Source organism: Mesorhizobium sp. Root695 (genome assembly GCF_001428185.1).
GTDB lineage: Bacteria > Pseudomonadota > Alphaproteobacteria > Rhizobiales > Rhizobiaceae > Mesorhizobium.
Genome location: NZ_LMHO01000015.1, coordinates 46,542 through 63,131, shown reverse-complemented (window position 1 = coordinate 63,131; position 16,590 = coordinate 46,542). Strand labels below are relative to the sequence as shown.

General features: G+C 62.0%; 13 protein-coding genes and 1 tRNA gene. 13 read left to right on the top strand and 1 reads right to left on the bottom strand.

The genetic code is table 11. The features are described from left to right. Positions 1 to 37 precede the first annotated feature (37 nt). Positions 38 to 2,314 carry a GumC family protein gene (locus tag ASD99_RS16420; RefSeq protein ID WP_056594143.1) on the bottom strand — a complete coding sequence of 759 codons (2,277 nt, stop codon included), beginning with the start codon at positions 2,312 to 2,314 and terminating at the stop codon, positions 38 to 40. 258 nt (positions 2,315 to 2,572) lie between these two features. Between ASD99_RS16420 and ASD99_RS16415 the strand changes: the two genes are divergently transcribed. From ASD99_RS16415 to ASD99_RS33370, 13 genes are all read left to right on the top strand, one after another. Beyond that, complete coding sequence (locus ASD99_RS16415; protein ID WP_056594545.1) at positions 2,573 to 3,136, top strand: polysaccharide biosynthesis/export family protein; 564 nt, start codon at positions 2,573 to 2,575, stop codon at positions 3,134 to 3,136. A gap of 10 nt (positions 3,137 to 3,146) precedes the next feature. Continuing rightward, the gene (locus ASD99_RS16410; protein WP_057144286.1) at positions 3,147 to 4,277 is read left to right on the top strand and encodes a glycosyltransferase; all 1,131 of its coding nucleotides are present in this window, start codon (positions 3,147 to 3,149) and stop codon (positions 4,275 to 4,277) included. Positions 4,278 to 4,473: 196 nt separating this feature from the next. Further along, the gene (locus ASD99_RS16405) at positions 4,474 to 6,009 is read left to right on the top strand and encodes an undecaprenyl-phosphate glucose phosphotransferase (RefSeq protein WP_056594136.1); all 1,536 of its coding nucleotides are present in this window, start codon (positions 4,474 to 4,476) and stop codon (positions 6,007 to 6,009) included. Then, the gene (locus ASD99_RS16400) at positions 6,006 to 7,274 is read left to right on the top strand and encodes an O-antigen ligase family protein (protein WP_057144285.1); all 1,269 of its coding nucleotides are present in this window, start codon (positions 6,006 to 6,008) and stop codon (positions 7,272 to 7,274) included. Before ASD99_RS16405 ends, ASD99_RS16400 begins: the two co-directional genes overlap by 4 nt. A 56-nt stretch (positions 7,275 to 7,330) precedes the next feature. Continuing rightward, a tRNA-Pro gene (locus ASD99_RS16395) sits at positions 7,331 to 7,407 on the top strand. Between the two features lie 265 nt (positions 7,408 to 7,672). After that, positions 7,673 to 8,113: a hypothetical protein gene (locus ASD99_RS16390; protein WP_057144284.1), complete on the top strand. Its 441-nt coding sequence runs from the start codon at positions 7,673 to 7,675 to the stop codon at positions 8,111 to 8,113. A 404-nt stretch (positions 8,114 to 8,517) separates the two neighbouring features. Further along, positions 8,518 to 8,913 (top strand): hypothetical protein, encoded by a 396-nt coding sequence (locus ASD99_RS33375; RefSeq protein ID WP_156389003.1) that lies wholly within the window; start codon positions 8,518 to 8,520, stop codon positions 8,911 to 8,913. 212 nt (positions 8,914 to 9,125) lie between these two features. After that, complete coding sequence (locus ASD99_RS16380; RefSeq protein WP_057144283.1) at positions 9,126 to 12,287, top strand: AAA family ATPase; 3,162 nt, start codon at positions 9,126 to 9,128, stop codon at positions 12,285 to 12,287. A gap of 23 nt (positions 12,288 to 12,310) precedes the next feature. Then, entirely contained in the window at positions 12,311 to 13,465 is a 1,155-nt protein-coding gene (locus ASD99_RS16375; protein ID WP_057144282.1) for a YcaO-like family protein, read from the top strand. 5 nt (positions 13,466 to 13,470) lie between these two features. Continuing rightward, a complete protein-coding gene (locus tag ASD99_RS16370) occupies positions 13,471 to 14,181 on the top strand; it encodes a TfuA-like protein (RefSeq protein ID WP_057144281.1) in 711 nt (236 codons plus the stop codon). 79 nt (positions 14,182 to 14,260) lie between these two features. Further along, entirely contained in the window at positions 14,261 to 15,442 is a 1,182-nt protein-coding gene (locus ASD99_RS16365; RefSeq protein WP_056594124.1) for a hypothetical protein, read from the top strand. A 32-nt stretch (positions 15,443 to 15,474) separates the two neighbouring features. Beyond that, positions 15,475 to 16,167 (top strand): hypothetical protein, encoded by a 693-nt coding sequence (locus ASD99_RS16360; RefSeq protein WP_156389002.1) that lies wholly within the window; start codon positions 15,475 to 15,477, stop codon positions 16,165 to 16,167. 6 nt (positions 16,168 to 16,173) lie between these two features. Continuing rightward, positions 16,174 to 16,317, top strand: coding sequence for a hypothetical protein (locus ASD99_RS33370; RefSeq protein ID WP_156389001.1), 144 nt, complete (start codon positions 16,174 to 16,176; stop codon positions 16,315 to 16,317). Positions 16,318 to 16,590: the final 273 nt, after the last annotated feature.

Genomic DNA, 16,590 nt, shown 5'->3' with positions numbered 1-16,590 from the left:
CTGAATACTGGCCTCCGCCAGGCGATCCTCGGCCCTCTCAGGCGGCGGCGGTGCGCCGTCCGGGCACCGGATTGCCGGGCGGTTCGTGGCCGAGCGGCGTCACCAGCGTCAGGTCGGGATAGCCGTTCTCGATCAGCTTGACCGCGGCGTGCGTCACCTCGTCGTCCGGCTCCAGCATGGAGAGAAAGACCTCGGTGGCATCGCCGGCCAGACGGCTGATGCCTTGCGCGTCGGCAGGTCCGCACTCGACCACGACCAGATCATAGGCCGTGGTCAGCGACTGCATGATGATCGGCAGCCGGTCGGCGGCGCGCATGGCGCGGACCGGATCGGCGGTGCCGACAGGGATGACGTGACAGTCCGAGTAGAGATCGGCGTGGATGACGTCGCTGAACTGCGCTTCCGAAGCGAGCAGGTTGGTGATGCCGGGGAAAAGGCCGCTGTCCAGCATCGGCCGCGAGGCGGCCCCCGAAGCGGTGAGGTCCAGCAACAGGACACGCAGGCCGGCGTCCGCGACCTCGCGTGCCACCAGGACCGCGGATGCGGCTGCCTCGTCGCCCTCCGGCGAGACGAAGATGGCGCGCGCCGCGCCGCTGGCGATCAGCTTTTCAGCAGCCTTCTCGACGTCGATCTCGCCCAGGGTGGAACGCACCGGTTCGGGCTCGGCCGCCGTCTGCTCGGTGGTCGCCGCATCGGGCATTGCGACCATATCAGGCGCCTCGGCCCTGTTGGGCATCGCAGCCGTGTGGAGCTCGGCCTCCGCTTCAGTCAGATCTTCTTCCATCTCCTGGCGAACGACGGAATCCCGCAGGATGGCGGGCTCCTGGCGGACGACCGGCTTCGCGACCACATCAGGCGCTTGCGCGACATGGGGCATCGCGACCTCATCGATCCGTTCGAAGCGGGAACCGGTCGCCGGGCGCATCGCACGGCCGGAAAACAGCTCCCGCAGCAGCGTCACGATGGCCATGATCAGCAGCGATGCGGCGAATGCGGCGCCGACGATCGGCCCGACCTTCGGGAAATAGGCCTCCGAGGGAACCGAAGCCTTTGAGGCGATCCGCGCGTCGACCGGCAGATAGTTGCGATCCTGGCGCGAAGCCGCTTCGCGGTAGTTGGTCAGATACAGCTCGAGTTGCTGCCGTTTGGCGGTCGCGTCGCGCTGCAGCGCGTCGAGATCGACCTGCTGTTCACCGGCCTGCGCCGACGCCGCCTTCAACGTGTTGACGTCGGCGACAAGCTGGCTCTCGCGGGCCTTTGCCGTCTCGGCCTGCATCAACAGGCCTTTCATGATCTTCTGGGCCTCGCTGCGGATCTGCGCGTCGAGATCGGCCAGTTGCGATTTCAGCGCCCGAATACGCGGATGATTGCCTAGCAGTGTCGTCGACAGATCGGCGATGTTGGAGCGCAATTCGACCTGGCGCTCGCGCAAGCGCTGGATCAGGTCCGACGACAGAACCTCCGGCACGGCATCCAGCGAACCGCCATTCTGCAGCGCCCTGTGCACACCGTCAGCGGTCGCTTCCGCCGCGGCGCGATTGGCCCGCACTTTCGACAGTTCGCTCGACAGCTCCGAAAGCTGCTGGGTGGCCAGCACCGAATTGTTGCCACCCATCAGAAGATCGGACTGTGAGCGGTAGGCGGCGACCTTCGCCTCGGCAGCTTTGACCTGCTGCTGCAGATCGGCGATCTCCGGCGCCAGAAAATCGGCGGCGGCGTTGTTCGATTCGAGCTTGGCCGCCCCCTGCCCCGCAATGTAGGCAGCGGCAATGGCGTCCGGTATGGCGGCCGCCAGCCTGGGATCTTCCGATGAGAACTCAATGGCAATGATGCGGGTCTTCTCGACGCCATAGACGTTGAGCTTCTCGTGCATCTTCTTGAGGACGCGTTCTTCCGCCGGAATTTCCATCGGGTCGCTTTTCAGGCCGACGAGGACCAGAGCGCGGCTCAACGGCGACATGTCGAGCGCTTCATTGAACTCGGGCAGCTTTTCCAGTCCAAGATTCTGCGCGACCTGCTTGAGGATTTCGTTGGAGGAAATTATCTGGACCTGGGTGGCGACGCCTTGTTCGTCGAGAATTGGCTTGTCGGTGTCGTTGTTGTTGCTGGCGGGCCGCGTATAGACGGATTCACGCGGGGCGATCTCCACCTGCGTCTCGGCCTTGTAGTGCCGGGTCGCCAGCGAGGCAAAGGCGAACGCAAGCCCCGTCACCACCAGGACGACGACGACTATGCGCAGCCAGTTCCTCGCCAGGCTGGCGAAGAGCTGCCTGAGATCGACGTCGACATCTGCGGCCGCGGACTGAACGGACATGCATCCCTACTCCGATACTGGGTCAGCACGCACCGTAAACAACTATGGTAACTCAGCCGTTAAGATCGCGGTAAGTTTCCGTTAGGGTTTACTGGCGGGCGATAAACAAAACCGCCAAAAATCGTAAAACTCTTGCCGATGCGCCGCGTGTCGGCCGCTCCCTTTACCGGCCATTAACCCTAACAGGATGATAACGGACCTCGATCCCTGATGTTTGCTGCGACGCCGCAGCGGCCAGTCGAAGGTACCTGTCCGGTCATGAAAAGCACTGCTTCCCTGTTTCGCGCTCTGCTTGCCGTATCGATGCTGGCTGGCTGTTCCAGTTACCGGCCGACGCCGGCGGCCTTCCATGCGGTGCTCGATCAGCCCTATCGTCTTGGCGCCGGCGACCGCGTCCGCGTCACCGTGTTCGAGCAGGACGGGCTGACCAACACCTATAGCGTCGACCAATCCGGCTACCTCTCCTTCCCGCTTGTCGGAGCCATACCGGCGCGCGGCCACACCGCGCAGCAGATGGAAAAGGCAATCGCCGACAAATTGCGGCAAGGCTATCTGCGCGATCCCGACGTCTCGGTCGAGATTGACCGCTACCGGCCAATCTTCGTCATGGGCGAAGTCGGAGCCGCGGGCCAATACTCCTACGTCCCCGGCCTGACGGTGCAGAAGGCAATCGCCATTGCCGGCGGTTTCACACCGCGCGCCAATCAGGAAAGCGTCGACATCACCCGCGACATCAACGGCAAGGTGATGACGGGCCGCGTGGTCACCTCCGACCCGCTGCTGCCCGGCGATACCGTCTACGTCCGCGAACGTCTGTTCTGACAGATACCAAGTGGCGGACACACTCAGGATCGTCCATTGCTTTCGTTCACCCGTCGGAGGAATCTTCCGGCATGTGCGCGACCTGACCGAGGCGCAGGTCGCGGCCGGGCATTCCGTCGGTATCGTCTGCGATTCGACCACCGGCGGCGAGTTCGAGGAACATCTGTTCGAGCAGATGCAGGACATGCTGGCGCTCGGCATCCATCGCACGCCGATGCAGCGCCATGTCGGCCCGGGCGATCTTGCCTCCGCCTGGCGCACCTACAGGATCATCAAGGAATTGCGGCCGGATGTGTTGCACGGGCACGGCGCCAAGGGTGGCGCCTATGCCCGTCTGTTCGGCTCATTGTTGCGGGTATCAAGGTCTCGCGTAGCCCGCCTTTATTCACCGCATGGTGGCTCTCTCCACTATGACGAGAACACGACCACCGGGAATCTGTTCTTCGCGCTCGAGCGCTTCATGGCCCGATTCACCGACTGCCTGCTGTTTGTCTCCGACTATGAACGGCAAACCTATCGCAGGAAGGTCGGCGAGCCGCCCGTTCCCAACACCCTGGTCTATAACGGCCTGCGCGCCACCGAATTCGAGCCGGTGATCACCGAGCCGGACGCGGCCGATCTGCTCTATATCGGCATGATGCGCGACCTGAAGGGACCAGACATCTTTATCGATGCACTCGCCCTCGCCGGCCCCCAGTTCGGCCGCGCGCTGACCGCAGTGATGGTCGGCGACGGCGACGACCTGCCGCGCTACCACGCGCAGGTGAAACGCCTCGGGATTGAGCGCCATGTCCGCTTCCTGCCGCCGATGCCGGCCAGGGAGGCCTTCGCTCTGGCGGCGCTCGTCATCGTTCCCTCGCGCGCCGAGGCCATGCCCTATATCGTGCTGGAAACGCTTGCCGCGGGAAAGGCGATGATCGCAACCGCGGTCGGCGGCATTCCGGAGATCTTCGCCACCGGTTCCCCTGCCCTGATCCGGCCCGACCCGGTCGAGCTTGCCGACAAGATGAGCCAGGCGCTGGCCGACCCCGCCGCCTATCGCGACCTGATGCCCGATGGCGCCGACCTCAAGGCGAGATTTGGCGCCGATGTGATGGCCGCCGACATCGAGAAGGCCTACTTCGCCGCGCTGGGCAAATAGACGCAAGGCCTAAAGCGCGTCGCGTTTGAACGGATTCAGGCGACGCGCTTTAGGTCTTTGTTTTTATGCATGTCGTTCTCCCAAAACCGGGGCCACTTTTGGGCGACATGCATAGCCGTTTCAAAGCCACGGGTTGTTTCAAGGGTTTCTTAGCTCTCTTTTGCTATTCACCGCAGGGAAGCTTGCGGAAAGCCCCATGAACGAGATCGACCCCGCGCGCCGCTTTTCACCAGAGGCGGTGCGTAAATTCGACGGCCCGGCCGATGGCGACACGCCCGGCGGGATGAACGATGTCGCCCGCCAGGTCGCGTCGCAGTACAGGCGCGATACGATGTCGCCGATCATGGTCAGCGGCGTCCTGCGCATGGTCGAGTTCGGCTTGCTGTTCGTGTCCGGGCTTGCCGTCTATTTCCATTATGTCGGGTTCTTCAACTATCTCGCCTGGCAATATCCACTGACGATCGCCGCCGCGTCGTTCCTTGCCGTGGTGCTGCTCGACGTCACCGACTGCTACCAGATCGTCGCCCTGATGCGGCCTATCGTCAATTTCGGCCGCGTGCTGCTGGTCTGGGCCGGCACTTTCGCCCTCATGGCGCTGACGGCGTTCGTCATGAAGATGTCGGAAGACTATTCACGCCTTTTGTTCGGCAGCTGGTTCGTCACCGGCTTCGTTCTCATCTTCGGCCTCAGGCTGGTGATGTCGAAGCTGATCCGGGCCTGGGCGCGCGATGGCCGCATGGAGCGGCGCGCCGTCATCGTCGGCGGCGGCAAGGCGGCGGAAATCCTGATCCGTTCGGTCGAAAAGCAGCCTTACAACGACATCCGCATCTGCGGCATCTTCGATGATCGCGGCGACAAGCGCTCGCCGCCCATCGTCGCCGGCTATCCCAAGCTTGGCACCATTTCGGAACTGATCGAATTCGCCCGCATCGCCCGCATCGACATGCTGATCGTATCGCTGCCGCTGACCGCCGAATCGCGTGTGCTGCAGTTGCTGAAGAAGCTGTGGGTGCTGCCGGTCGACATCCGGCTGTCGGCGCATTCCAACGCGCTGCAGTTTCGCCCGCGCGCCTATTCCTACATCGGCGCGGTGCCGATGCTCGACATCTTCGACAAGCCGATCAACGACTGGGATTCGGTCGCCAAGCGCGCCTTCGACATCGTCTTCAGTCTGATCGGCATCGTCGTGTTCTCGCCGGTGATGCTGGCGACCGCCATCGCCATCAAGCTCGACAGCAAGGGGCCGGTGCTGTTTCACCAGAAGCGGCACGGTTTCAACAACGAGATCATCGAGGTCTACAAATTCCGTTCGATGTATACGGACAAGGCCGACCCGACCGCCAAGCAGACGGTGACAAAGAACGATCCTCGCGTCACCCGAGTCGGCCGCTTTATCCGCAAGACCTCGATCGACGAGCTGCCGCAGTTCTTCAACTCGCTGCTCGGTTCGCTGTCGCTGGTCGGCCCGCGCCCGCACGCCATCGCCGCACAGTCGCACAACCTGCTCTACAACGAAGTTGTCGACGGCTATTTCGCCCGCCACAAGGTCAAGCCGGGCGTCACCGGCTGGGCGCAGATCAATGGCTGGCGCGGCGAGATGGACACCAACGAGAAGATCCGCATGCGCACGGAGTATGACCTCTACTACATCGAGAACTGGTCGCTGCTGTTCGACTTGCGGATCCTGTTCCTGACGCCGATCCGGCTCTTGAACACGGAAAACGCCTATTGAGCGCGATCAGCCATGATTTGCCGCGCGCGGCGGTCAGCGCCAAGCTGATCGCGCTGATTTCCTCGGGCGCGGTCTTCCTCGGCATTCTGCTGTCTGGCTTCGTCATCAGCGAGCCGGCGCCTTATGAACTCTACATGGCCGGGTTGATCGCCATCTGGGCGCTTTTCGGCTTGCGGATTTCCCGCGCGGCCACGCCGCTCCTGGTGCTGCTGGTGACGATGAACATCGGCGGCATGATCTCCATGACGCAGATGGCGGATCTGGCCAACACGCCGCTCTATCTCGCCGTGTCGCTGTTTCTCGCCTTCAGCGCGGTGTTCTTCGCATCGATCACCGCTGTGCGGCCGAACCTCTACCGACTGATCTTCATTGCCTACGTGGTTTCTGCCGTAGCGACTTCGCTGCTCGGCATTGCAGGCTACTTCCACGCCTTTCCGGGCGCCGAAATGTTCACCAAATACGACCGTGCCGCCGGCGCCTTCCAGGATCCGAACGTGTTCGGCCCGTTCCTGGTTCTGCCCGGCATCTATCTGCTCTATCTGCTTTTGACCGGACCGGTCACGCGCATGCCGCTGCTGGCGATGCCGCTGCTGATCATCACCGCCGGCATCTTCTTTTCCTTCTCGCGCGGCGCCTGGGGCATGTTCGCCGTCTCGGCTGTCCTGCTCACCGGCTGCCTGTTCCTGCAAAGCGCCAGCGGCATGTTCCGGCTGCGCGTGGTGGTGATGACGATCGCGGCGCTGGCGCTGCTGGTCGTCGCCATGATCGTCATCCTGCAGCTGCCGGGCGTGTCGGAGATGTTTTCCAACCGCGCCCATCTCGAGCAGAGCTACGACACCGCGCGCCTCGGCCGCTTCGCCCGCTACGGGATCGGCTTCCAGATGGCGATGGAGCATCCGTTCGGCATCGGCCCGCTGGTCTTCGGCACGATCTTTGGTGAAGACACCCACGACATCTGGCTGAAGATGCTGATGGACTATGGCTGGCTCGGCTTCGTGTCGTTCCTGGCGCTCGTCGCCTGGACGATGGCTGCCGGATTCCGCATCCTGCTGCGCAACCGGCCTTGGCAGCCATATCTCCTGTGCGCCTATGTCGCCTTCATCGGCAATATCGGGCTCGGCACCTTCATCGACATCGACCACTGGCGCCATGTCTACCTGCTGCTCGGCCTGGTCTGGGGCGCCATCGCGTTGGAATACCGCCATCAGCGGCTGTTGCGGCCCGCCTTTCAGCGCTCATCCGCACCCGCAATCGCAGCAGGATAAAAGTCGAGGAATTCGGTTGACCCGCACGGGGTTATCACGATACATCGCGACCGGTCCGGAGTGTAGCGCAGCCCGGTAGCGCACTTGACTGGGGGTCAAGGGGTCGTCGGTTCGAATCCGGCCACTCCGACCAAACAAAACAAAGGCTTAGCCACACCCCCCCAGAGGTGGCTATAGAAATTCTAGCCAGATTGTAGCCAGCATATGGTCAGATACCGACTCGGTACCGCTGGCGACACACCGAACAATCGTACCTACGTGAGTTTGCAGGGTCGTCGTCCCGAACAGCAATTAGCTTCGATGGCCTTGTGACACCTTCGATGCGGATGGCTATAGCCCAAGCAACATTAGCTGCGCCTAACGCGAAGTAGGCTGGCCATCACGAACGCCTGCGCGCCATGCGCGTCCGCCCAAGCCTACTGTGGACGCTCGACCGCAAATGTCGGGGCGTCATCGCCCTCGCCGGCCTGCAGGAATTTGATGAGCTGATTCGCTGGGCAAACAAAATAAGTGTATCTTCGATCCCTGAAGGTTCGAGAGCGGGGATGACCATGAGGAAGGTTGTCAAGATAATTGCTCATATTTGCCTGATTGCTCTAGCAACAACTCTGCTCGACACGCCTCAATCAGAGGCGAAGGGTAAGTACCTGAAGAAACTGAGGGAGGCACAGGCAGAATTGGCGAGACAGCAGGCTTTGAAAAACGGCACGCCATTGCCGCCGGAGAATCCCAAGAAGGCCAAGCGACGCGCTGCTCTGGCGCTGGCGAGGGAGCGGGCAAGAGCAGGGATACACATAAAGCCCGATTATCGGCTCAATGGATCAAACAGCAGTCACTAGGAGCACACCGGGACGGGGGAGCCTGCCCTTTTGTGAGGCTTGTCGGTCATCTCTGCCCCTTTAGGTGCCATGAGAGCCCGCGCCTCTGGCGGAGGACGCGGGCCGATCGGAAAAGCCCGATCTTCGGCAGGCAATGGAGGGCGCGAGGCCGTTCCCGTGTGGAACGTCCTCACGGCTGCGCGTCCGATTTTAGTTGCAAGGTCCACGAAGCGCTCGGCGGCACCGTCTGGCCGCCAGGCACAAACCTCGGCGCCTTTTCTCATTTTCGAAACGAGAGGCGTTCAAATCGCCCGTTTCGGAACCCAGAGTCCCGAAAAAGTCCCGAACTGGGCCGGCGAATGTTCTGCATTCGTGCCTTTCGGCGATTCTCGAATTTGCCTGCCAATCCCTCAAAGGAACCCGAAATGCGTATCCTTTCTATTGTGCCCGCCACCGACCTTGGCGACGGACGCTTTCCATGCGTCGCGAAATTCGATGCAGAACTGACGCCGGACATCCGGGTCTACGGATTGCGGCTCCTCCTGGCGCCAGACGACGGCGCGGCCAAAGCCTGCGTCGCTCCGTTGCACACTTTTCTGAACACCACCGCAGAACACCTCGTTGCCGACATGACGGGAGTTCAGGCAAACCTCGCGCGCTCAGACTGCGCGCTTTCCCGGTTCGAGTCCGGCACCTCACAAACGGGAAACAGCCCGCAGCGATCGCGGCGATGGCGAAAGGGTAAACGCGCAGGGAGAACTCCGCGAGGGTTCGAATTCTTCCGGCCGCACCAAATGACCAACCGCTCCAGAACAAATTAAAGTCCGCACCCACGCCAGGGCGTTACAGCAAATCGTGTGGCTGCTTTGCGCCTCATCTCGGTCAACGCCACGGGGAGTTTGCGCCATGAGCATATCTCCATAATGATTCCAGCATCGGCTTTTTCATGCCCTGCCCACCAATCAAGTGTTTTGTGAACAGCATCGCAATTTGCTAATATTGCCGTCACTGCGCTCGGCGAGGAAATCGCAGCATGTCGGAGAAGAGTCCGGTCGCGTTGCCGGCGGCGTCGGTGTCAACAGGTTTTCTGGGCGGCAACGGCAACAATGCGTCCGAAGCCCGGCATGAGCGCCGGATCCTGACCGCGCTCTGCTACGACCTGGTCGGATCGACCGACCTTCTGGCCATCCTGGACATCGAAGAGTTCGAGGAACTGATATCAGCCTTCCAGCGGGCGGCGAGACAGGCGGTCGCGTCGTGCTCGGGTGCCGTCCAGGTCGAGGTCGGCGATGGCGGCATTGCTTTGTTTCCTGCCGAAATAGACGCCAAGGACGCGGCATCGCTGGCGATCCGGGCCGGGCTCGAAATCATCGACGCCTGCAGGCGCGTCGGTTCGGACCAAGGCCGCGCCGATTTGCATGTCCGGGTCGGAATCGCGACATCGATGACCCTGATCCACAAGGGTGACGCCGACACCGGTCGTGACAATGTCACCGGCCCTGCCTTCGCGATGGCCACGCGGCTCCAGGCCATCGCGCAGCCGGATACGGTGGTGGTCTCGGACGCGACGCGCAACCTGGCGCGACGGTCGCATGTGTTCAGCTTTAGGGGCACCCATACGATCAAGGGGTTTGCCGAGCCGGAGTTGGTCTGGCACGCGCTGAGTCACAAGCGCGAGGTCGACCGCTTCTTCGCCTTCGGGCGGCTGAGCAGTCCGCTCGTCGATCGCGAGGCCGAGCTCGCCACGATCGCCGAAGCATGGGACAGTGCCGTTGCAGGAAGCGGCGGCGTGGTGGTGATCGAGGGCGAGGCCGGGATCGGCAAGTCGCGCATTCTTCACGAAGTGCGCCGGCGCACGCGTCACCAGCGCGCGAAACTGCTGCTCTTCCAGTGCACGCCCGGCGGGTTGCGCTCGGCGCTGCATCCGCTGCTACAGAACGTACGCGGCGATCTCGCCGGCAACGAAGGACAGCTCAGCGCTGCCGCCGTGGCGGAAGTATTCCGCGATCATGACGTCCGCGATCCCGAAATCATCGACATCTTCTCGTTCCTGCTCGGCGCTGCGGGAGCCGATCCGATGCTCAAGGAAATCGACGCCGAGGCGATGCGCGCGAAAGCCAATTGGGCGGTTCGCCACTCGCTCGAAGCCCTGTGCGCCAGCGGACCGATCGTCCTGGTGGTCGAGGACATCCATTGGATCGACCTGACGTCGAGACAATTGTTGGCTGAGCTTGCACAGTCGGCCCGTCACTTCCGGGCGCTTGTCATCGCGACCACGCGCCCTGAATCCGGGAGCTGGCTGGCAGCATCGAATCCAAGGCATATCTCGCTAAAGCCGCTCAACCGCGAGCAAACCCGGCTGGCGATCGCGGCCATGTGGCCGCAAGGCAAGCCGTCAACTTCCCCGGAATTGCTCGACGTGGTGGAACGCATGACCGGAGGCGTCCCGCTGTTCATCGAAGAAATCTGCCAGTGGATGACCGAGAACGCGGCCTCGGCAACGGATCGGCTGGCGCAGACCGCGACGCGCAGTCATGCCTCGGTGTTCGAAAGCGTGATCGAGGCCAGGCTCGAAACGCTGGGGCCGGCACGCGAAGTCGCGCGCGCCGCGGCCGTCGCGGGCAACCGTTTCAATCAGGAATTGCTGCGCGCTCTGTTGCCGGAGCTCGACGACGAAATCATCGCAAACGCGCTGGATTCGCTGAGCGAGGCCGGGTTCCTGATCCGCCTGCGGCCTTCCGGCGTTCCGGTCTATGGCGTGCGCCATGCGCTTATCCAGGAGACGATCTACAACGCAACGCTGCGCAAGAGACGGCAGGCCTTGCATCGCCGCCTGTTTGCCGCGGTGAGCCGCAACCGAAACCTGGCCGGGTGGCTGGGCACCGCCGAGGTCGCCGAGCACGCCGAGCGCGCAGGCCTTCTGGAGGACGCGATCGCTCAGTTCGTGATCGCAGGCACGGAAAGCTCGTCCCGCTCGGCAATGGCGGAAGCGAGGCAGATACTCGAGCATGCATTGGCGCTCTGCGAGCGCGTTGCGGCAGCCGACACGCGAGACGCGCTGCGGCTATCGGCAATGATCGTGCTCGGTCCCATCCTGACCGCTGTCGAAGGTCCGAACTCGGCGCCCGCCCGCAAATTGTACGAGGACGGCGTGGTGATCGCCCGGCGGCGGCCGGTGGCCGAGCGGGCCAAGTGGTTCCCGATCTACTGGGGCTGGTGGTTCACGGATACCGTCATGGACGGCGAGCGCGCGGAAGTCGTGCTCAGCGATCTCAGGGATGTCGAGGATGCCGAAGTGCAACTCCAGGCCAGGCATTGCGTGTGGGCAATCGACTTCAATCTTGGCCGCCACGACCGCTGCATCGCGGCCGTCGACGCCGGACTGTCGCTCTATGAGCACGGCCAGGGCAAAGCCAATGCTGCGTTGTTCGGCGGGCATGACGCGAGGGTCTGCGGGCTCGCCCACCGCGCCTTGTCGCTGTGGTTCGTCGGAAAGCCGGCAAGCGCGATCCATTCGATGTCGGAAGCTAGGAGCTGGGCGCAGCAAACCGGACATGCCGGCAGCATCGCGCATGCCTACCTCAACGAGGCGATGTTGCATTGCTATCGCCGCGATTTTTCGATGCTGCGAAGCGTGATAGCGGATCTGCGCCACTTGACGGAGCGCCATTATATGCCCGCCCTCGCCGCCGCAGCGCAAATCTTCGAAGGGTGGTGCGACGGCAACGCCGGCCAGGTCGAGAGCGGCAGGGAAAAAATGCGGCAAGGCCTTGGCCTCCATGGCGAGTTCCAGACGCCTGAGGACGAACCGGTCTATTGCGGCATGCTGGCAGAACTTTTGACACGAACCGCCGAGGTCGATGAGGCGCTCGCGCTGCTAGGCTCGGCTGTGGCGCAGGCCGAGGCCGGCGGCAGCCGCTTCTGGCTCGCAGAGCTCTATCGGCGAAGGGCGGAGCTACTTCTTCTTAAGGGCGATGCGGAGGCGGACATAATCGCTGCCCTCGAAAAGAGCATCGCCATAGCCGCGGAGCAAAACGCTGTGCCTTTCCTCGTCAGTACATACGAGACCCTTCAATCATCAGGCCTGTCACCTGAACTGTCGTCGCGCTATCGCGATCGGGTCGAACGTGCGAAATCCGCTCTCGAGCCGGGCGCCGCGCTGATCGTCAATCCCGAATCGGCCGTTCGGCACTAGCCGGCCCTGCAAGAGTATCCGCGATGCTGGAGCGATATGAACGCCTGGGTCCGCCGCCCGACGAGGCGCTGGCGAGGCTGATGAAGATGCGCGAAGGCCTGGGCATCACGCGGATCGCCGACATTACCGGGCTCGACCAGATCGGCATCCCGGTCGTGCAGGTAACAAGACCTTTCTCGCTTTCCAACGCGGTCGCGCAAGGCAAGGGCGCCACCCTGGCGCAAGCCGCGATATCTGCCATGCTGGAATCGGCCGAGAGCTTCTTTGCAGAGCAGGTGGCGAATTTCGACACAGCCGTCGGCTGCGCCGATCAATTGGGCATCCCGCCCGATCGTTTCGAAAGGCATCTCCAGGGGGGCACCGCGCCCGGATGGCGCGGCAGGGAGACGGCGTGGGTAGCCGCCGACAATCTTCTTACCTGCAGACGCGACCTGGTCCCGCTCGAGCTCGTGCACACCGCCTATGTGTTGCCGTCACTGCCCCATGACGGCATTTTCGCGGCATCGACGAGCGGTTTGGCCGCAGGCTTCGAGGAGCCGGATGCCATCGTTCATGGCATGCTTGAATGCATCGAACGCGACGCGATCGCCACGGCATACCGGACCCACGGGTTTTTCCACCGTCAACGCATCGATCCCGAAACGATCGATGATCCGTCGCTCCGCGATCTCCTGGAAACTTTGGCGGCCAAGAACGTGCTGGTCGGCCTTTGGCAAGCTTTGTCGCCGTTGGGCATACCGGTGGTGTGGTGCCATCTGCTGGAAGACGAACCGACGGAAACGGTTCTTTTGGATCATCCGGCTGATGGTTCGGCTGCCGGTTTCAGTCCCGCCGGCGTGGCGGCGCACGCCATCTACGAAGCGGCCCAGGCCCGTCTGGCGGCGATCTCGGGCGCGCGCGATGACATGACGCGAGCGTTCTATCCGAAATACCCCGATCGGCAGATGATCGCAGCGCATCGCCGGCTCCTCCGCGATGGCCCGCGCAGCGTGGATTTCCGCGCGCTCGCCGAGCAGAAGTTCAACACGGCGTCGGACGGGCTGTCGGTCCTCTTGGCAATTCTCGAAGAGAGAGGGTTCGATGCTGTTCACCTAATCCGGGTGGGAACGAAACCACTCGACGCCCTGTCGGTTGTCAGGATCGTCATCCCTGCCTTGCAGCCGCTCTTGCAGGGGTAGAGACCATGCGCCCGAAACTTGTCTTCACCGGCCCTACCGTGTCCCATGCCGACGCGTTGAAGGTCGTCGATGCGGTATGCCTCCCCCCGGCGGTGCAAGGCTCGATCGTTTCGGCCGTGCAGCGTTTCGACCCAAGTGCAATCCTTGTCATAGACGGCGGTTTTCAGGCCGAGCCGGCGGTTCGGCACAAGGAAATCCTGTGGGCCCTCAGCCGCGGCATTCATGTCGTCGGCGCGGCCAGCATGGGTGCCCTTCGAGCAGCCGAGCTGTTCCCCCATATGCAAGGCGTCGGGCTTATCTACCGATGGTATCGCCGCTTCGCCTTTGCACCCGACGACGCAGTAGCGGTATTGCATGGACCGGCCGAGGTGAATTTCGCTCAATTGACGCATGCGCTGATTGACCTGCGCCGGACCCTTCGCGCGGCTTGCCGGCGCGGCGTGATTTCACCCGAACAGCAGGCGAGGCTCGGGCGTGCGGCACAGGCCGTCAACTTTCGCGAGCGCACCCTGGCACGGATGGTCCGGGATGCGTACGACGTCGAGAAATTGTGCAGGGAGCTCGGCGCGGCTTTCGTCCAGCAAAAAAAGCAAGATGCCCTGCTGGCACTCGAACTTTTGCGGGAGCAAGCATTTGAAAAAGCACATCCCCTGCCGGAATTACAGCTAACCTCGGCCTTCTCCAAAGATATGGACGATGCGGGGCTGGCGCTATAGGCCCTGACCTGTTGGCGGCCGACGATTTACGTAACGTAAGCGCCGTGATAGCATAGGAGCGTTAGAGGGAGCCAAGCAATTGGACGCGGTCGATCGTGTCGTTGCGCAAGATTCGTTGCTGGGAACGCGGTTCCTGGTCTACCCGCAGGTCCCTCACCTTTCGGGTTACGGAACACCCGAAACAGTATGGATTTCTACTCCACCCGACCTGATCCGCTCCGGCCCGGAAGATCACCGCATCTACGTTCGCGATCCGCTCCTCGACAAGGAGCCTTACGACTACCCTTATCTGCCACCGTTTGTCGGCGAAATCTTTCCGCCTGCAGAGGCTGGCTTTGACGGCCATTACGATCAGCTTTCCCTGACCTCGCGGCAGTTCCTTTCTGCGCACGCTTTCGCCTCGGTCGGCCGCGTGCTGGACATCTGGGAAAGCTACATCGGCAAACCGATTGTCTGGTACTTCGCCGAGACGTACGAGCGGCTCGAAATCATCCCCTTCGTCGACTGGGAGAATGCGCAATCGGGCTATGGCTATCTGGAACTCGGCCGAGAGCGCGGCATCGACGGAGGCAACTATCCCTATGCGCTCAACTTCGATGTGATCGCACATGAGGTCGGCCACGCAATCTTGTTTTCGCTGTTCGGGACACCAGCCGGCGGCCTGACTCAAGGCGATTTCGGACCGTTCCACGAAGCCAGCTCGGATCTGGTCTCGCTGTTGTCCTTCCTGAATTTCGACAGCGGCATGGACCGGCTGCTGCGGCACTGCGATGGCAACCTGCTTGTTCTCAATGAATTGAACCGGATAGCCGAACTGACTGGCGATCGGCAGATACGCCTCGCCAGCAACGCACGCCGCATGTCGGAGGTGACGGCGGAAATCCATGACAGGTCACGGCCGTTCACGGGGGCTGTGTTCGACACGATCGTCGACGTCTACCACGCGGCATTGGTGCACGAGGGGTTGGCCGATGAGCGGCTGCTGGGGATCGATATCAAGGATGTCGACCAATCCGACATGCAGCGCATCTCGGATTTCACGTCCCGCGCCTTTCGCGCTCGGCCCTTCATGTTCAAGAGCATGCTGATCAGAGCAAGGGACGAAGTGGCCCTCGCACTTGCTCAGGCATGGCCGCGCCTCGATGCAGATGACCTGACGTTCGAAAAGGCCGCGGCGTTGGTGGTGGACGCCAGCGATCGCGTCGCGCCGATGCTCGCGGAAAAATTCGATGAGAACTTCAGCTGGCGGGAGATCTTGTGAACTGAAGGATGCAGCAAAAAGGAGCGAGGAAAATGAGCGACGACTATCACCGACCGACACTAACGTTTCCATCAGGCGCTTACAACGCAACACAGGTCAGGCTCTATGGCTTGGGGGCGGAAATTGGACTCAGCGTGCCCGGTGCGCCAGCACCCTTTGGGGACACCGGCATGTATGTCGAAACCGCGCCTGGGGAACCCATCACCGACGAGCAACATGTCAGCGCACTTGACGTTTTGAAGAAATATAACAGCAACAAAGGCCGCCAAGATATAATAAATGGAAACATTCCATTTCCAAAAATACCAATCAGAGTCTCCTATCATTTCAAGATCGACCTGAAGAATTTTGGCACTGCGGTCCTTTCAACGGTAGGCAGTACCTTCATGCTCGGATCATCTCCGGAACAGAAAACATCGTGCGGGATAATTGTCGGTTATGCCTATGAGGGACATACCTATGATTTGCCAAAGCCCAAGATAATGATCATCCCGGCGTTTCCGGAGCCGAAGATTCCGGCGGACGATTCGGAATTTGACGCCAAGGAACCTGAAGGCTACGCGGTTTGGCTCGTCGATAAGCTCGACGAATGCGTGGAGTTGGAGATGAACCAAGGCTTCATCGAACAGCTCGTTCTTGACGCCAACATGCCGGGGAAGCGCTCACCAACAATGTACGCTTCCAAGATGACGATGGGACACCGGGGCGGAAAGCTGAACGACTAGTCTCTCATGTTCCCTGTCAAGGTTGAAGGCAAGAAGGCTCGCCTGCTTGGCAGGTTTGCCATGCAGTCGGATCGGCTGAAGCTCCACAGGGCTGGGGGTGGGTTGGTACCGGCCTTCCGTGTCTTCGTCTCGGGGCTGTCCTCGGTCTAGAGGGCGGGGTTCGGGCGCATCGGCTCGGCCACATAACTGGCGACGGGAGTTCCCCACCGTGGCCCTACCTCCAAGATCGTCGAAGAAATCGACGGCGGTGATTTTTGATGTTTTCACGTTGTACCCAGGCCAAGTTCCCGGGGGAAAGTAGCGGTATCCGAGCGCAACGCAATGCTTGTCGTTGTCACCGCTGGCCGAGATCATTCGGGGTCGCGATATCGTGAGAGCGATCCGGAAGCCCGCGAAAAATCAATCTACACACTGTACACTCCG

What these genes read in the sequence shown, in the direction of transcription:
- ASD99_RS16375 (WP_057144282.1), top strand. Translation starts at nt 12,311, where the DNA reads ATGCTGGAGCGATATGAACGCCTGGGTCCGCCGCCCGACGAGGCGCTG.
- ASD99_RS33375 (WP_156389003.1), top strand. Translation starts at nt 8,518, where the DNA reads ATGCGTATCCTTTCTATTGTGCCCGCCACCGACCTTGGCGACGGACGC.
- ASD99_RS16390 (WP_057144284.1), top strand. Translation starts at nt 7,673, where the DNA reads ATGCGCGTCCGCCCAAGCCTACTGTGGACGCTCGACCGCAAATGTCGG.
- ASD99_RS16380 (WP_057144283.1), top strand. Translation starts at nt 9,126, where the DNA reads ATGTCGGAGAAGAGTCCGGTCGCGTTGCCGGCGGCGTCGGTGTCAACA.
- ASD99_RS16420 (WP_056594143.1), bottom strand. Translation starts at nt 2,314, where the DNA reads ATGTCCGTTCAGTCCGCGGCCGCAGATGTCGACGTCGATCTCAGGCAG.
- ASD99_RS16405 (WP_056594136.1), top strand. Translation starts at nt 4,474, where the DNA reads ATGAACGAGATCGACCCCGCGCGCCGCTTTTCACCAGAGGCGGTGCGT.
- ASD99_RS16360 (WP_156389002.1), top strand. Translation starts at nt 15,475, where the DNA reads ATGAGCGACGACTATCACCGACCGACACTAACGTTTCCATCAGGCGCT.
- ASD99_RS33370 (WP_156389001.1), top strand. Translation starts at nt 16,174, where the DNA reads ATGTTCCCTGTCAAGGTTGAAGGCAAGAAGGCTCGCCTGCTTGGCAGG.
- ASD99_RS16415 (WP_056594545.1), top strand. Translation starts at nt 2,573, where the DNA reads ATGAAAAGCACTGCTTCCCTGTTTCGCGCTCTGCTTGCCGTATCGATG.
- ASD99_RS16370 (WP_057144281.1), top strand. Translation starts at nt 13,471, where the DNA reads ATGCGCCCGAAACTTGTCTTCACCGGCCCTACCGTGTCCCATGCCGAC.